The following is a 15,627-nucleotide window of genomic DNA, read 5'->3' on the forward strand; positions in this document are numbered from 1 at the left end:
AAGCATGACGTTCACCCTGACCGATGATGCAGCTCTGTTCCAGCCGATCGCGATCGGGGCGAACACCGCGCGCAACCGGCTGTTCATGGCGCCGCTGACCCGCTCGCGGGCACAGGCCGACGGCACGCCCAGCGACCTGCAGGTGGAGTACTACGCGCAGCGGGCCTCGGCCGGGCTGATCATCACCGAGGCCACCGCGATCTCCCAGGTCGGCAACGGCGCCTACGTCAACACTCCGGGCATCTACACCGACGCCCATCAGCAGAAGTGGGCCGAGGTTGCCGCGGCCGTGCATGCCCAGGGTGGCCTGATCTACATGCAGATCTGGCATGTCGGCCGGATGGCGCATCCCGACATCAACGGTGCCGAATCGGTGGCGCCCTCGGCGATCGCCGCCGATATGTCGGCGCACACTCCGGCAGGCAAGCAGCCGCTACCGGTGCCACGCGCGCTGGAGACCGCTGAAATCGCCGACGTGGTGGCCCAATTCCGGCTCGCTGCCCGCCGGGCCGTCGACGCCGGGCTTGACGGCGTGGAAATCCACTCGGCCAACGGCTATCTGCTGCACCAGTTCCTGGCCGATGCCACCAATACCCGCACCGACCGCTACGGCGGAACCCCGCAGAACCGCGCCCGACTCGCCGCCGAGGTGATCGAGGCGGTGGCCGACGAGATCGGGGCGGGGCGGGTCGGCGTGCGGATCTCTCCCGGGAACACCGCCGGTGACATCCACGAGGTCGACACAGTCTCGGCGTATGAGGCTCTGCTACAACGGGTTTCCCCGCTCGGACTGGCCTACCTGCACGCGCTGATCAACCCCGATTCTCCCGAATTCGGAGCGGTGCGCGCCATGTGGCCGGGACCGTTCGTTCTCAACACCGGCCGGGACGTCGAGACGAGCTTCTGCCAGCTCGAGAATCTCGCCGACTGGGGCGTCATCAGCGCGGCCGCCGTCGGGCGCGCCTACCTGGCGAATCCCGACCTCATCGAACGGCTGCGCCAGGGTGCGGAGCTGACCGAGCCCGACGTGGCGACGTTCTACTCACCGGGGCCGGTCGGTTACACCGACTATCCCACGCTGGTACCGGCCGGCTGACGCGACTTCTCCTGCAGCCGTTGCCGTTCCACCGTGGCGAGATAGAAGGCCCACGCGAACGCGAAGCTGGTGAACAGGCTGGATACGAAGTACAGCCACGGGCGCTTGATGCCACGCCGATAGCCGTCGACGATGGTGAACAGCGGCAGCAGGATGACGTTGCCGATGGTGTAGTCCTGACTGGCTGACGCCGCGGCCGGGTTGTCATAGCCCAGCGAGATGAACTGCCACCAGCTTCCGGCGCCGGTGAACACGTTGCCACTGCCGTCGGCGTACTGGTGGACGAACTGAATGTTGAAGTACCAGCCGAGAATCACCGACGCGATACCGACCACGTAGTAGAGGATCTCCAGCGCGCTGACGGCCGGGCCGGTGGCGGGCCGCCGAAAGATCGCGGAATTGGACCCGATGATCCAGGCGATGACCAGGGCGGCCAGCACGGCGTGAATGAGGAGCGTCATGGCTTGGTAACTGTAGTGAAAGCCGCCGCGCGTTTCGTCAATTTTGCCAAATCGCGGTGCGGTACGTTACCTGCGTGGTCCGACCTGCTCAGACGGCGCGCAGCGAGCGCACCCGTGACGCGCTGCGTCGCGCCGCCCTGGTTCGCTTTCTCGCCCAGGGCGTCGAGGACACCTCGGCCGAGCAGATCGCCGCCGACGCCGGGGTGTCGCTGCGGACCTTCTACCGGCACTTCACCTCCAAGCATGATCTGCTGTTCGCCGACTACGACGCGGGGCTGGAATGGTTCCGCGCGGCGCTGCAGGACCGGTCCCCGGGCGAATCGATCATCGAGTCGGTGCAGTCCGCGATCGACGCGTCGCCCTACGATCCGGAGGCGGTCGCCCAGATCGCGTCGCTGCGGGCCAGGGAACTCGACCCGGGCCGCATCGTCCGGCACACCCGGCAGGTGGAAGCCGAGTTCGCCGACGCGATCGCCGCGCAACTCACCCAGAGCGCCACACCGGTCACCCCCGACGACCGGCTGCGGGTGATCGTGACGGCGCGCTGCATCGCCGCGGCCGTCTTCGGGGCGATGGAACTGTGGATGGTCGGCGAGGACCGCTCACTGGCCGAGCTGGGCCGGTTGTGCCGAACGGCGCTGGAGTCGCTGCGCGACGGGATCATCGCCGAGTAGCGCCATTCAGAAGCCGTACCCGACTTGAGCGGGCACCTCCGTGGCGAATGCCAAATCCAAAGTGCTTACCAAGCCGCGGTTTTCACACCAGATGCGGTGTGCGGTGGCGAATGCCGAAGGCCGGTGCCCGCCCAGATAGATGCTGCCCAGCACGGAAAGGTCGAGACGGACGTCGGGTTCGGCACCGGTGGGCACGCACCGCGCACGGCCGTCGGTGACAGTCAGCGCGTAACGGCCGCCGCCGTCCAGCTCTGCGTCGCAGACCTCCAGCACGATCGAGACGTCATGGGCGTAGCGCCGCGCTTCCAGAACAGTGGGAATGTCCAGGATCCGCAGCCACAGCGCATCCTCGGTGCCGACCGTGCGGACCCGGCGCGGATCGGACAGCAGGTAGGGCAGGGGGTCGGCGGGGTGGGTGTCGACGGTGATGGTCTGCATAAGGTCCATCCCCAGCAGCGTCTGCCACAGGGCGATGTGGGCCTCGTCGGTGACGGCAGTGAACTTGGTGACCGCGACGGACTTGCCGGCCTCGGCGGCGTGCGTGCGGTACATGACGAAGCCGTCGCGGTGCAGCAGCGTGAACAGCTCGCTGCCGCCGTGCCGGGCTGATTCGCGGTCGGCCAGGACGTCGTCCCACAACACCGTCGGCGTGTGCAATCCGCCCGGACTGCGTAGGCGCCACCGGTGGTAGATGTCGGCCAGGGCGTCGCGGTGTTCGCGCGGATCGACGATCCGGACACCGCCGAAGTGGGGGACGTGCTGATGCATCCGGGCCGAGCGGCGCTCCACCTGCACCGTCGCCTCGACGGTGGCCGGCCCGTACCCGAACCGCTCGTAGATGGTGGCCTCGCTGGCGAACAGCCCCGCGATCGGGTACCGCGGCACCATCCGCTGGTGCAGTTCGGTGAACATCGCCCGCAGCAGCCCCCGGCGGCGGTGCGTCGGGGCGACGGCCACCCAGGTGACGCCGGCAGTCGGCAACTGCCGGCCGCCGGGCACGGTCAGTTCCAGATCCAGCGCCATCGACATCCCGACGATGTCGGTGCCCTCGCAGGCCAGCACTACGCTGTCCGCTGGGGCCATCGATCGCAATACGGCGATGCTGTCGGGGTCGCGAAACGACCCGAAGCAGGTGGCGGCCAACCGCCGCATCGCCGGCCAGTCCTGGTCGGCGGCACTGCGTAGCGCCACATTCGGGGGAAGAGAGACGCGACGAACCACGTCGTCGACGCTGTCACATCCGGGCGCAGATCGCATTCCTATTTCGGGTCGGTCTCATGCGGGGTGGCGTCGAGTTCGGCAGGTCGACGCTGGCGACCACGAAAAGCTTTCGCGGATTGACGAATTCGAGCCGGATGAACAGTACCGCCAGCACTCCCAGCAACAATCCGACCAGGATCGGCCCGACCGCGTCCCGGGCCGCGACCCACCTGTCGTGGTCTGGGATGCGTCGTCTCCGAGCAGGTTGCGTGCGGCGGTCATCCCGGCAGGGGTGCCCGTGGCATGCTGGCCGCATGCATGCGTTCCGCGCCGCCGTCGAAGCCGGCGATTTCGATGCCCTGCCCGCCCTGATGACCGAGGACGTCGTCTTCCGCAGCCCGATCGCGCACAAGCCCTACCAGGGGCGTGACACCGTGGCCGTGATCCTGCGCGCGGTGTCACGGGTGTTCGTCGATCTGACCTACGTGCGTGAGATCGGCGGCGACGGCTCGCCCGACCACGCGCTGGTGTTCACCGCCAAGGTCGGTGAGCTGGAAATCAACGGCTGTGACTTCCTGCATACCCGCGCCGACGGCCTGATCGACGAGTTCACCGTGATGCTGCGCCCACTCAAAGCCGTCAACGCCTTCGCCGAGCAGATGGGTGTGGAGTTCGCCAAGGAGATGCAGGCAGCCGGACTGTCCGGATAGCTCCGGCGTGTGCTTCCCGGCATCGGCCCGGAGGCGGCGCACTATCTAAGACATGGCGAGGATCGGTGCCGACTCCCTGATCGTCCGGGGAGAGCGACGTCGCGACGGCACCTGGCTGTTCACCGTCCGCTACATCGTGCACTTCGAGTCCGCCGAATTCGGGATGCGCTTCGACGATTCGGTCCAGATCGCCGTCAACGGAACTGCCACCCCGGTGGCCTTCATCGCCTGTGCTCGCTCGGTGCTGCGCAAGAAGCGCGTGGTGGTCGCCGACGGTGCGCTGCTGCCGCCGAGCGGAGGCGACGACCTCTATGCGCGGGTCCGCGTGCGTCGTCGCGGCGGCGCCGACGCGGTCACTCAGTCGGCCCGGTTGCTCAGGATCTCGGCCCAATCGGTGGGCACCCGTCCCCTGGGGCCGGGAACCGTCTCCTCGGACGGGCGGCTTACCGGCGGAGCCAGATCCGGTCCGTCGTAGTAGCGATCGTCGTCGTAGTTCCAGAACCAGTCCTCACCGGGCTCGAACGACCGGATGATCGGATGCCCGCTGGAACGCCAGTGCGCGGCAGCATGCCGCATCAGTGAGTCGTCACAACACCCGATGTGACCGCAGGCCGCGCAGCGGCGCAGGTGCACCCACCACCCGCCGGACGCGTCGCATTCCACGCATCCGGTACCACTCGGCGGCACCGACGGATCGACTGGTCGGGTCATGCCGACGAGATTACGGCCGCCCTCCGGCAAGCCTTCGGCTCATCGCCAAAAGCGTTGGCACGCCGGGTCCGATAACTCGCGGTTGTGAATCCGGTTGCGACGCTGATGGCCAATACGGTCCCCGCCGGCGTCACCCTCGCTATGGTCACGCCATGGCAGTCAAAGATTCCCGCGAGGTCGTCATCGAGGCAAGCCCGAAGGAGATCCTCGACGTGATCGCCGACGTCGAGTCGGCTCCCAGCTGGTCGCCGCAGTATCAGAGCGCCGAGGTCCTGGAGGCCTACGACGACGGCAGGCCGCGCACCGTGAAGATGAAGATCAAGGCCGCCGGCCTGACCGACGAGCAGATCGTCGAGTACACCTGGGCGCAGGACACGGTGAGCTGGACGTTGGTCAAGGCCGGTCAGCTGCGTTCGCAGGACGCCAAGTACACCCTGTCGGTCGACGGCGACAAGACCAGGCTGCGCTTCGACCTCGCCATCGACCTGTCCATGCCGTTGCCCGGCTTCGTCGTCAAACGCACGATCAAAGGTGCGATGGAAACCGCCACCGACGGGCTGCGCAAGCAGGTGCTGAAAGTGAAGAACGGCGGCTGACTTACCCTGCGCCCGTGATGAATAGCGGTCCCCTGGCCGGGGTGCGAGTGATCGAACTCGGCGGTATCGGGCCGGGCCCGCACGCCGGGATGATCCTGGCCGACCTCGGCGCCGACGTGGTCCGGGTGCGCCGGCCCGACCAGGTCAGCATGCCAGCCGAGAACGTCGATCTGCTGCACCGCGGCAAGCGCATCGTCGATCTCGACGTCAAGGCCCAGCCCGCGGGGCTGCTCGAACTCGCTGCCAAAGCCGATGTGCTGCTGGACTGTTTCCGGCCCGGCACCTGCGAGCGACTCGGCATCGGTCCCGACGACTGCGCCGCCGTGAACCCTCGGCTGATCTTCGCCCGCATCACCGGCTGGGGTCAGGACGGACCGCTGGCCGCCACCGCTGGCCACGACATCAACTACCTGTCACAGACCGGAGCGCTGAGCGCCATCGGGTATCGCGACCGCCCACCGGTCGCCCCGCTGAACCTCGTCGCCGACTTCGGCGGCGGGTCGATGCTGGTGTTGCTCGGCATCGTCGCCGCCCTCTACGAGCGCGAAAAGTCCGGTGCTGGTCAGGTGGTCGACGCGGCGATGGTCGACGGCGTCAGCGTGCTGGCCCAGATGATGTGGACCATGAAGGCGACCGGGACACTCAAAGACGAACGAGAGTCCTTCCTGCTCGACGGTGGGGTGCCCTACTACCGGACCTACGAGACCGCCGACGGCGGCTACCTGGCGGTCGGTGCGATCGAGCCCCAGTTCTTCGCCCAGCTGCTGGCCGGCCTCGGGCTGTCTGCCGACGAGGTGCCCGACCAGTTGGACCGGGCCGGCTACCCCAGCATGCAGCGGGTGTTCGCCGAACGCTTCGCCGGCAAGACCCGCGCCGAGTGGACCGCGATCTTCGCCGGCACCGACGCCTGCGTCACCCCGGTGCTCAGCTGGACTGAGGCCGCGTCCAACGAGCATCTGCTGGCCCGCGGCACCCTGGTCGACGTCGACGGCACCCGCCAGGCCGCACCTGCACCGCGATTCTCCCGTAGCAGTACCGGACCCCTCGGCAGCCCGCCGCAGGCGACCACGCCAACCGACCGGCTCGGCTGGTAGAACTGGCCAAAGCCAACCCGCCGCGGGCTCCGGTCGTTACGTTTGCCGATGTGGCGGTACGGGGGTCGCGCGAGATCGTGATCGACGCCGCGCCGGAAGTCATCCTCGACGCGTTGGCGAATGTCGAGGCGGCCCCGACGTGGTCGTCGATACACAAACACGTCCACGTCGTCGATCGCTACGACGACGGCCGCCCCCGCCGCGTCGAGGTCACCGTCAAGGTACTCGGCATCGTCGACCACGAGGTTCTCGAATACCACTGGGGCCGCCACTGGGTGGTGTGGGACGCCGAGCGCACACCCCAGCAGCACGCCCAGCATGGCGAGTACACGCTGCACCCCGAAGGCCAGGGGACGAGGGTCCGTTTCGACATCACCCTGGAGCCCTCGGCGCCGTTGCCGCAGTTCCTGATCAAACGCGCCAAGAAGGCCGTGTTACAGGCGGCCACCGAGGGGCTGCGACGCTATGTGCTCGACGGGAACGGTTGCGCTCGGCCGGAATAGATCGGAGTGAGCCCACGGCGTCGATAGCGTCGCCGAGCTGGCCGCCGTCGGGCCGGCCGAATCGGTGCTCGACAATTGCGGTCCTACCAGAGCGCCGACGCCGACGATCTCGTGCTGACACCACTGCGCGGAGTGGCCGCACCGCCGCGCGCTAGGGGAGCTGGCGGCCGCCCTGTAGCACGCCGAGCCGGCGGATTGCCTCATCGAGGGTCTCGTCACGTTTGCAGAATGCGAAGCGCACCAAGTGATTCCACGAACCAGCGTGCGCGGAGTCCGGGTCACAGAACGCCGACATCGGGATGGCGGCGACGCCGGCAAGGCTGGGTAGCTCGGCGCAGAACGCGGTGCTGTCCGAATAGCCCAGCGGCCGCGGATCGGCGCACAGGAAGTAGGTGCCGGCACTGTCGTGCACGCCGAAGCCGAGCTCGGTCAGCGCCGCCGCGAGCTTGTCGCGCTTGGCCTGCAGGGAGTCTCGCAGTCGGCTCACCCAGGCGTCCTCGTTGTTCAGGGCGTAGGCCACCGCCGGCTGGAACGGTGCCCCACCGACGTAGGTGAGGTACTGCTTGGCCGCCCGCACCCCGGCGATCAGGTCGGGTGCTCCGCACGCCCAGCCGATCTTCCACCCTGTGCAGTTGAACATCTTGGCTGCGCTGGAGATGGTGACGGTGCGCTCGGCCATGCCGGGGTAGGCGGCCAGGGGGCGGTGTCGCCTGCCAGGTGGTGAGTAGTAGACGAGATGCTCGTAGACCTCGTCGGTGATCACCAGCAGGTCGGCCTCGACGGCGAGGGCGGCCAACGACCGCAGGTCGGCATCGCCGAGCACCATGCCGGTCGGGTTGTGCGGCGAGTTGACGATCAGCGCCTTGGTTTTCGGGGTCACCGCGGCGCGCAACCCGTCCAGGTCGAGGGCGAAGCCGCGGCCGTCGGGCACCAGCGGGACCGCCACGCGCCGACAGCCCGCCATCGCGATGGCGGGCGAGTACGAGTCGTAGAACGGCTCGATCAGCAGCACCTCCGAGCCGGGCTCCACCAGACCGATGAGTGCGGCGGCGATGGCCTCGGTGGCCCCGACGGTGACCAGCACTTCGGTGTCCGGGTCGTACTCCACCCCAAAGTGCCGTTTACGTTGTGCGGCAATGGCTTCCCGCAGTGGTGCGATCCCCAGGCCCGGCGGGTACTGGTTGACCCCATCGGCGATCGCCTTCTGCGCGGCTTCGAGCATGCCGGCGGGGCCGTCCTCGTCGGGAAAGCCCTGCCCGAGATTGACGGCGCCGATGCGGGCGGCAAGCGCCGACATCTCGGCGAAGATGGTCACCGCGTAGGGCTGCAGACCGCGAACTGTCACAGCGCTCGAGCCTAACCGGTGGGCTACGCGGCACCCCTGGCCAGGCGGAAGCGGCGGGTGAAGCCGTCGGGCTTGGTGGTCAGCGAGACCTCGACCCCGCCGGCGGGGGTGATGACGTAGCGCTCCTCGACATCGGGACCCTCGTCGTGGCGGACCACCGGGCGCCGTGCCAGATGGCGGTCGCCGTGCAGGTCCGGGTCGAAGGGAAACAACACCGGCGCGTACGGCGTCACGTCCCCGTCGGGGCGGCCGTCGACGATGCGGCTGCACTCCACGAAGCGGAACCGGCCGATGTTGTGCGCCGCGCGGTAGGTGCGGGTGACCACCAGCGAGGGTTCGCCCTCGGCCGGCAGGACGGTGTCCTTAGGAAGGATCGGGTCGAACACCACGTCGCTTCCGGCCTGCGCCTCGCGGAACACCCCGAGGTGGCGGGTGAGCCGCTCGGAGAGCGTGTAGCCGGCCTCCTTGTCGAGGAACCCGGCCAGCCCGATCGCGGTGGCGGCGAACGGGTGCGGGGAGCGTTTCACCCGCTTGTCGCCGAACGCCGTGCGCAGCATCCGGCTCACCAGAGGGAAGCTGCCAGCGCCCCCGACGACGTAGATGCCCGCCACCTCCGAGAGGTCCAGCGTGTCGTCGCGCACCGGGTCGGTCAGCACCTGCGACAGGACGTCGACGGACTTCTCGACCAGGCCCGAGCACGCCGCGTATACGTCTTCGACCGCGCAGGAGAACGTGGGCCGGCCGACGATCGACAGGTCGACGAGGAAGCGACGGGTGTTGGGCCCGATGCCCTCCTTGCGCGACGCGCATTCGTCGAGCAGCGCCTCGCGGGTTTTGGGGTCAACCCCGGACAGGCCCGCACTACGTAGCACCAGCTCCAGGATGGCCGCGTCGAAATCATCGCCGCCGAGATGACGGATGCCCTGGCTGGTCACCACGTCGTTGCGGGTGCCGGTCATCTTCAGCAGCGACGCGTCGAAGGTGCCGCCGCCGAGGTCGTAGATCAGTACGTGCTCCCGCTTGGCGGTGATCGTCGAGCGGTACCGGTGGGCGTACTCGAAACCTGCCGCCGACGGTTCGTTGAGCAGGGCCACGACGTCGAATCCGGCCTTGGTGAAGGCGTCCAGGGTCAGGAAGCGCTGGGCGCTGGAGGCGTTGGCCGGCACGCTGATGGCGGCTTCGACGCGTTCGCGTTTGGGCAGCCCGGCGTTGGAGCGGCGGCGCAGGTCGCCGCGAAGCTGGGTCAGGAAGCCGGTCAGCAGGTCGGCCAGCGGATAGGTGTGCCCGGCCAGCTCCACCTCGGTGTCCGGTCCGGCGTCGTCGAGTAGTCGTTTGAACGACCGCAGCACCGACCAGCCCGGCGTGTGGCGCACGGCGGCGGCATCCAGGCCGAAGCGCAGCTTGCCGGTGGCGCTGCCGGCGACCAGGGACGGCCACGCGTCGGCGCCGTCGAAGGACACGACGGGGTAGTTGCCTCTGTCGACCACCGCCGCGACCGTGTGCGTGGTGCCGAAGTCGATTCCCAGTCTCATGTAGCCCCGAGTCTAGGTCTCCGGACGCCCCCGCGCCGGGGACGGACCCGGCACGTCGAGCCGACCGTCGGCGCAGCTCAGGCGCCCAACCAACAGGTTGGCCGAGCAGGCTGTTAGGGTGCGTCTACAGAGGACTAGGCTCCCTTGAGCCGGACCCACACACTCCGAAAAGGACAGAAGGGGCAACAAACCATGTCCGAAGAAGCCTTCATCTACGAGGCCATCCGCACGCCTCGCGGCAAGCAGCGCGGTGGCTCGCTCACCGAGGTCAAGCCGCTCAGCCTGGTCGTCGGGCTGATCAACGAGCTCCGGACCCGCTTCCCGGACCTCGACGAGAGCATGATCAGCGACGTCATCCTCGGCTGCGTCTCCCCGGTCGGTGACCAGGGCGCCGATATCGCCCGCACGGCGGTCATCGAAGCCGGCATGCCCGACACCGTCGGCGGCGTCCAGCTCAACCGCTTCTGCGCCTCCGGCCTGGAAGCCGTCAACACCGCCGCCCAAAAGGTCCGCTCCGGTTGGGACGACCTGGTGCTCGCCGGTGGCGTGGAGTCCATGAGCCGGGTCCCGATGGGATCCGACGGCGGCGCGATGTTCTCCGACCCTGCCACCGTCTACGACAACCTGATCGTCCCGCAGGGCATCGGCGCCGATCTGATCGCGACGATGGAGGGCTTCTCGCGCGAGGACGTCGACGCCTACGCGGCGCAGTCGCAGCAGCGCGCGGCCGCGGCATGGTCGGGCGGTTACTTCGCCAAGTCGGTGGTCCCGGTGCGCGACCAGAACGGCCTGGTGATCCTCGATCACGACGAGCACATGCGTCCTGAGAGCACCGTGGAGAGCCTGGGCAAGCTCAGGTCGGCGTTCGAGGGCCTGGCCGCGATGGCCGGCTTCGATGACGTCGCCCTGCAGAAGTACCACTGGGTCGAGAAGATCAACCACGTCCATACCGGCGGCAACAGCTCGGGCATCGTCGACGGCGCCGCCCTGGTGCTGATCGGATCAGAAAAAGCGGGGAAGGCCTCCGGTCTGACCCCGCGCGCCCGCGTCGTGGCGACCGCCACCACCGGTGCCGATCCCACGATCATGCTGACCGGTCCCACGCCGGCGACCCTCAAGGCGCTCGACCGCGCCGGGCTGACCGTCGACGACATCGACCTGTTCGAGCTCAACGAGGCTTTCGCGTCGGTGGTGCTGAAGTTCCAGAAGGACCTCAACATCCCGAGCGAGAAGCTCAACGTCAACGGTGGCGCCATCGCGATGGGCCATCCGCTCGGCGCCACCGGCGCCATGATCACCGGAACCATGGTCGACGAGCTCGAGCGTCGCGGTGCCAAGCGTGCGCTGATCACGCTGTGCGTCGGCGGCGGCATGGGCGTGGCCACCATCATCGAGCGAGTCTGAGAGGCCTGAAAAATCATGGCAGAGAACACCATTCACTGGGATAAGGATGCCGACGGCATCGTCACCCTGACGCTGGACGACCCGACCGGTTCGGCCAACGTGATGAACGAGCACTACATCGAATCGATGGGTAAGGTCACCGACCGCCTCATCGAGGAGAAGGATTCGATCACCGGCGTCGTGGTCACCAGCGCGAAGAAGACCTTCTTCGCCGGTGGCGATCTCAAGGGCATGATCAAGCTCGGACCCGCCGACGCCGCCGAGGCGTTCGACATGGTCGAGACCGTCAAGCGCGATCTGCGCAAGCTGGAGACCTTCGGCAAGCCCGTCGTGGCCGCCATCAACGGCGCGGCCCTCGGTGGCGGCCTGGAGCTGGCACTGGCCACCCACCACCGCATCGTCGCGGACGTCAAGGGTGCCGTCGTCGGCCTGCCCGAGGTCACCCTGGGCCTGCTGCCCGGCGGTGGCGGTGTCGCGCGTACGGTCCGGATGTTGGGCATCCAGAACGCCTTCGTCAACGTGCTCTCCCAGGGCACCCGCTTCAAGCCGGCCGCGGCCAAGGAAAACGGCTTGGTCGATGAAATCGTCGCCAGCGTCGAAGAATTGGTCCCGGCGGCCAAGGCATGGATCAAGGCCAACCCGGAGGCGAACACCCAGCCGTGGGATGCCAAGGGCTACAAGATGCCCGGCGGCACCCCGTCGAGCCCCGCGCTCGCCGCGATCCTGCCGTCGTTCCCGTCACTGCTGCGCAAGCAGCTCAAGGGAGCCCCGATGCCCGCGCCGCGGGCCATCCTGGCCGCTGCGGTCGAGGGTGCGCAGGTCGACTTCGAGGCCGCCTGCCGGATCGAGAGCCGCTACTTCACCGGGTTGGTCACCGGCCAGGTCGCCAAGAACATGATTCAGGCGTTCTTCTTGGACCTGCAGGCCATCAACGGGGGAGCCTCGCGCCCCGAGGGCATCGCCCCGGTGCCGATCAAGAAGATCGGCGTGCTCGGCGCGGGCATGATGGGTGCCGGGATCGCCTACGTCTCGGCCAGGGCCGGCTACGACGTGGTGCTCAAGGACGTCACCATCGAAGCCGCCCAGAAGGGCAAGGCCTACTCCGAAGGCCTGGAGGCCAAGGCGCTCAAGCGCGGCAAGACCACCGAAGAGAAGTCGGCGGCACTGCTTTCCAAGATCACCCCGACCGCCGACGCGGCCGACCTCAAGGGCGTCGACTTCGTCATCGAGGCCGTCTTCGAGAACCAGGACCTCAAGCACAAGGTGTTCCAGGAGATCGAGGACATCGTCGAGCCCAACGCGCTGCTGGGTTCCAACACCTCGACGCTGCCCATCACCGGTCTGGCCACCGGGGTCAAGCGCCAGGAAGACTTCATCGGCATCCACTTCTTCTCCCCGGTCGACAAGATGCCGCTGGTGGAGATCATCAAGGGCGAGAAGACCTCTGACGAGGCGCTGGCCCGGGTGTTCGACTACACCCTGGCCATCGGCAAGACCCCGATCGTGGTCAACGACAGCCGCGGCTTCTTCACCAGCCGCGTCATCGGCACCTTCATCAACGAGGCGCTGGCGATGCTCGGTGAGGGTGTTGCGGCGGCCAGCATCGAACAGGCCGGCTCGCAGGCCGGCTACCCGGCCCCGCCGCTGCAGCTCTCCGACGAACTGAACCTGGAGCTGATGCAGAAGATCGCCACCGAGACCCGCAAGGCCGCGGAAGCCACGGGTGCCACCTACGTGCCGCACCCGGCCGAGGCTGTGGTGGAGAAGATGATCGAGGTCGGTCGTCCGTCGCGGTTGAAGGGTGCCGGCTTCTACTCCTACGTCGACGGCAAGCGGGTCGGCCTGTGGTCGGGCCTGGCCGAGACGTTCAACGCGGGAAGCGTCCAGATCCCGCTGCAGGACATGATCGACCGCATGCTGTTCGCCGAGGCGCTGGAGACCCAGAAGTGTCTCGACGAAGGTGTCCTCATCTCGACCGCGGATGCCAACATCGGCTCGATCATGGGCATCGGTTACCCCGCGTGGACCGGTGGTTCGGCACAGTTCATCGTCGGCTACGAGGGCCCGCACGGTATCGGCAAGGCCGCCTTCGTGGCTCGCGCCAAGGAACTGGCCGCTCGCTACGGTGAGCGCTTCAACCCGCCGGCCTCGCTGCTGTAGCCCCCCGCGTCGCGATCGTCGTCAAACGTCCCCGAAACCGCAAGGTTTCGGGGACGTTTGCGATTGACTCGACGGCGGCGGCATTGCCGCGGCTGCCGTTCCCCGGGTATCGCGGCGAGTTCCGCCGCCAAGCGGCTAGCTGCCCACCGTCACTCGCTCTTGCGCGTTCGCAAACTCGTACGCCGGTCGGAGTATCGGCGATGAGCTGGGGTAATCGCGATATCTCCGCAAGCTGGCAACATGACGTTGCCGGTATGCGGATATTGCTGGTCTCGACGGTTGCTGCGCTAACCGCTTGCGTCGGCGGCGCTCCCAAGTTTGCCATTCCGCGCTTGCGTCGACGGGCTCCTGAACTCGACATTTGTCGATTCACGGGCTCGATAGGTGTCGGGCGCGATAATTTTTCTCGACAACAGAAAATTTTTGCTGAATTGAATCCATCTCAGGTTGCTCTCAGTTAGGTTTTAGGGTGTTATAGGGATTGCGCCAGGGGTATGAGGAGGCAAGGGGGAGCGTTGGCCCCTCCCGAAAGGGAGGGGCTGATTGCTTTTCGGGGGCAGGGTGTCGCGCCTCGGCCCATGCCGGTACGTGGTCAGGGAGTCGGTCCGTAGAGTCGGCTGCATGCGATTTGGACTCTTCATACCTCAGGGCTGGCGGCTGGATCTGGTGGGCATCCCCACCGAAAAGCACTGGCAGGTAATGCGAGATCTGGCCGGCGACGCCGATGCCGGACCGTGGGACTCGCTGTGGGTCTACGACCACTTCCACACCGTGCCGATGCCGACCGAGGAGGCCACTCACGAGGCGTGGACCTTGATGGCCGCCTACGCCGCCACCACCTCGCGCATCAAACTCGGCCAGATGTGCACCGCGATGGGTTACCGCAACCCTGCCTACCTGGCTAAAGTCGCCGCGACCACCGACATCATCTCGGGCGGCCGCGTCCAGATGGGCATCGGCGGCGGGTGGTACGAGCACGAATGGCGCGCCTACGGTTACGGATTCCCGTCCGCCGGTGTGCGGCTGGGCCGCCTCGACGAGGGTGTCCAGATCATGCGGGACGCCTGGCGCGACGGCAAGGTCAGTTTCGACGGCCGGCACTACCAAGTCGACGGTGCGATTGTCGCGCCGAAGCCCCTGCAGGAGAACGGCATTCCGCTCTGGATCGCGGGCGGCGGGGAGAAGGTGACGCTGAAGATCGCCGCAAAGTACGCCCAGTACACCAACTTCACGTCGGAGCCGGACGGCTTTGCGCACAAGTCGCAGGTGCTCGCCGAGCACTGCCGCGAGGTGGGTACCGACTTCGATGCCATCGTCCGCTCGGCCAATGTCAATGCGATCCTCGGCAGCTCCGCCGATGACGTCAAGCGCCGTGTCGCTCGGGTGCGCGACCGGATTTCCGGCGTGTGTGGCGACGTGGCGGCGGACGCGATGATGACGACGGCCAGCGCGCCGGGCTCGGCGACGGGCACACCGGACCAGGTGATCGAAAGCCTGTCGGCCCTTCGTGACCTGGGGTGCGGCTACGTGATCTGTTACTTCCCCGAGGCGGCCTACGACCGGTCGGGCATCGAACTGTTCGAGCGCGAGGTGATCCCCGCCTTCGCGTGAGAGTCACGTGCACCCAGATGAGAATGGGCTTTTCATTCGCGCCTAACCCTGTTGTACGATCCGGCTACCCGTCGGACTACAGAGGGATGCCGCGATGCAACGAGCCCTGGCTCCGGAGCTCTCCACCTGGCCGGACGACGCCCCCCAGCTGATCGGCAGCCGCTGCGGCAGGTGCTCGGCCGTCGTCTTCCCCCGCCAGGAGCGGTGCCCGCGCTGCAGCGCCGACGGTATGGCCGAGGTGAAGCTGCCCCGGCGCGGCACCCTGGTGGCCTGGACCACCCAGGGCTTCGCTCCCGGCGCGCCCTATGCCGGCCCGACCGGTAAGGACTTCGTGCCGTTCGGCGTCGGGCTGGTGCAGCTCGGCCTCGGCGACGACGCCGTGGTGCGTGTCGAGGGCCGGCTCACCGAGAACGATCCGGCGAAACTCGCGTGGGGCATGGACGTCGAACTCACGATGATCCCCTTCACCACCGACGCCGACGGCACCGAGATCGTCACCTTCGCGTTTCAGCCGGTTTGAGTCGAGAGGA

The 15,627-nt window shown here is 67.7% G+C and carries 16 protein-coding genes; 11 read left to right on the forward strand and 5 right to left on the reverse strand.

Translation table 11 applies throughout. The annotated features are described in order from the left end of the window. The first annotated feature begins 4 nt into the window (after positions 1-4). A complete protein-coding gene (locus ACXDF8_RS15630) occupies positions 5-1,096 on the forward strand; it encodes an alkene reductase (RefSeq protein ID WP_457224186.1) in 1,092 nt (363 codons plus the stop codon). On the opposite strand, the gene ACXDF8_RS15635 is transcribed toward ACXDF8_RS15630, so the two are convergent. Further along, positions 1,069-1,557, reverse strand: a complete 489-nt coding sequence (locus ACXDF8_RS15635) for a DUF2834 domain-containing protein (protein WP_457224187.1) — start codon at positions 1,555-1,557, stop codon at positions 1,069-1,071. The genes ACXDF8_RS15630 and ACXDF8_RS15635 overlap by 28 nt on opposite strands. A gap of 74 nt (positions 1,558-1,631) precedes the next feature. On the opposite strand from ACXDF8_RS15635, the gene ACXDF8_RS15640 reads away from it, so the two are divergent. Next, entirely contained in the window at positions 1,632-2,231 is a 600-nt protein-coding gene (locus tag ACXDF8_RS15640; protein WP_457224188.1) for a TetR/AcrR family transcriptional regulator, read from the forward strand. A 6-nt stretch (positions 2,232-2,237) separates the two neighbouring features. Here ACXDF8_RS15640 and ACXDF8_RS15645 read toward each other — a convergent pair whose 3' ends face one another. Then, entirely contained in the window at positions 2,238-3,452 is a 1,215-nt protein-coding gene (locus ACXDF8_RS15645; RefSeq protein WP_457224189.1) for an enhanced intracellular survival protein Eis, read from the reverse strand. 293 nt (positions 3,453-3,745) lie between these two features. Between ACXDF8_RS15645 and ACXDF8_RS15650 the strand changes: the two genes are divergently transcribed. Together ACXDF8_RS15650 and ACXDF8_RS15655 are read left to right on the forward strand one after the other, a co-directional pair. Next, the gene (locus ACXDF8_RS15650; protein WP_457224190.1) at positions 3,746-4,141 is read left to right on the forward strand and encodes a nuclear transport factor 2 family protein; all 396 of its coding nucleotides are present in this window, start codon (positions 3,746-3,748) and stop codon (positions 4,139-4,141) included. 52 nt (positions 4,142-4,193) lie between these two features. After that, a complete protein-coding gene (locus ACXDF8_RS15655) occupies positions 4,194-4,616 on the forward strand; it encodes a hypothetical protein (RefSeq protein WP_457224191.1) in 423 nt (140 codons plus the stop codon). Here ACXDF8_RS15655 and ACXDF8_RS15660 read toward each other — a convergent pair. Beyond that, the gene (locus ACXDF8_RS15660; protein ID WP_457224192.1) at positions 4,499-4,852 is read right to left on the reverse strand and encodes a UBP-type zinc finger domain-containing protein; all 354 of its coding nucleotides are present in this window, start codon (positions 4,850-4,852) and stop codon (positions 4,499-4,501) included. The genes ACXDF8_RS15655 and ACXDF8_RS15660 overlap by 118 nt on opposite strands. Before the next feature lie 152 nt (positions 4,853-5,004). Here ACXDF8_RS15660 and ACXDF8_RS15665 point away from each other — a divergent pair, with 152 nt between their 5' ends. Genes ACXDF8_RS15665 through ACXDF8_RS15675 form a run of 3 tightly spaced genes read left to right on the forward strand, consistent with a single transcriptional unit; the run spans position 5,005 to position 7,045 of the window. Then, positions 5,005-5,448 carry an SRPBCC family protein gene (locus tag ACXDF8_RS15665; RefSeq protein ID WP_457224193.1) on the forward strand — a complete coding sequence of 148 codons (444 nt, stop codon included), beginning with the start codon at positions 5,005-5,007 and terminating at the stop codon, positions 5,446-5,448. 14 nt (positions 5,449-5,462) lie between these two features. Beyond that, positions 5,463-6,542, forward strand: coding sequence for a CaiB/BaiF CoA transferase family protein (locus ACXDF8_RS15670; RefSeq protein WP_457224194.1), 1,080 nt, complete (start codon positions 5,463-5,465; stop codon positions 6,540-6,542). 50 nt (positions 6,543-6,592) lie between these two features. After that, positions 6,593-7,045 carry an SRPBCC family protein gene (locus ACXDF8_RS15675; protein ID WP_457224195.1) on the forward strand — a complete coding sequence of 151 codons (453 nt, stop codon included), beginning with the start codon at positions 6,593-6,595 and terminating at the stop codon, positions 7,043-7,045. 151 nt (positions 7,046-7,196) lie between these two features. Here the strand turns inward: ACXDF8_RS15675 and ACXDF8_RS15680 are convergent, their stop codons facing one another. Together ACXDF8_RS15680 and ACXDF8_RS15685 are read right to left on the reverse strand one after the other, a co-directional pair. After that, positions 7,197-8,390, reverse strand: a complete 1,194-nt coding sequence (locus tag ACXDF8_RS15680) for a pyridoxal phosphate-dependent aminotransferase (RefSeq protein WP_457224196.1) — start codon at positions 8,388-8,390, stop codon at positions 7,197-7,199. Between the two features lie 23 nt (positions 8,391-8,413). After that, positions 8,414-9,922 carry an Hsp70 family protein gene (locus ACXDF8_RS15685; RefSeq protein ID WP_457224197.1) on the reverse strand — a complete coding sequence of 503 codons (1,509 nt, stop codon included), beginning with the start codon at positions 9,920-9,922 and terminating at the stop codon, positions 8,414-8,416. A 192-nt stretch (positions 9,923-10,114) separates the two neighbouring features. Here ACXDF8_RS15685 and ACXDF8_RS15690 point away from each other — a divergent pair, with 192 nt between their 5' ends. The 4 genes from ACXDF8_RS15690 to ACXDF8_RS15705 all read left to right on the forward strand — a co-directional run bounded on the left by ACXDF8_RS15690 (position 10,115) and on the right by ACXDF8_RS15705 (position 15,617). After that, a complete protein-coding gene (locus ACXDF8_RS15690) occupies positions 10,115-11,326 on the forward strand; it encodes an acetyl-CoA C-acetyltransferase (RefSeq protein ID WP_457224198.1) in 1,212 nt (403 codons plus the stop codon). Positions 11,327-11,341: 15 nt separating this feature from the next. Further along, a complete protein-coding gene (locus ACXDF8_RS15695; protein ID WP_457224199.1) occupies positions 11,342-13,486 on the forward strand; it encodes a 3-hydroxyacyl-CoA dehydrogenase NAD-binding domain-containing protein in 2,145 nt (714 codons plus the stop codon). A gap of 621 nt (positions 13,487-14,107) precedes the next feature. Next, the gene (locus ACXDF8_RS15700; RefSeq protein ID WP_457224200.1) at positions 14,108-15,097 is read left to right on the forward strand and encodes an LLM class F420-dependent oxidoreductase; all 990 of its coding nucleotides are present in this window, start codon (positions 14,108-14,110) and stop codon (positions 15,095-15,097) included. 94 nt (positions 15,098-15,191) lie between these two features. Beyond that, complete coding sequence (locus tag ACXDF8_RS15705; protein WP_457224201.1) at positions 15,192-15,617, forward strand: Zn-ribbon domain-containing OB-fold protein; 426 nt, start codon at positions 15,192-15,194, stop codon at positions 15,615-15,617. The last annotated feature ends 10 nt before the right edge of the window (positions 15,618-15,627 follow it).

It is taken from the genome of Mycolicibacterium sp. CBM1 (genome assembly GCF_054073305.1).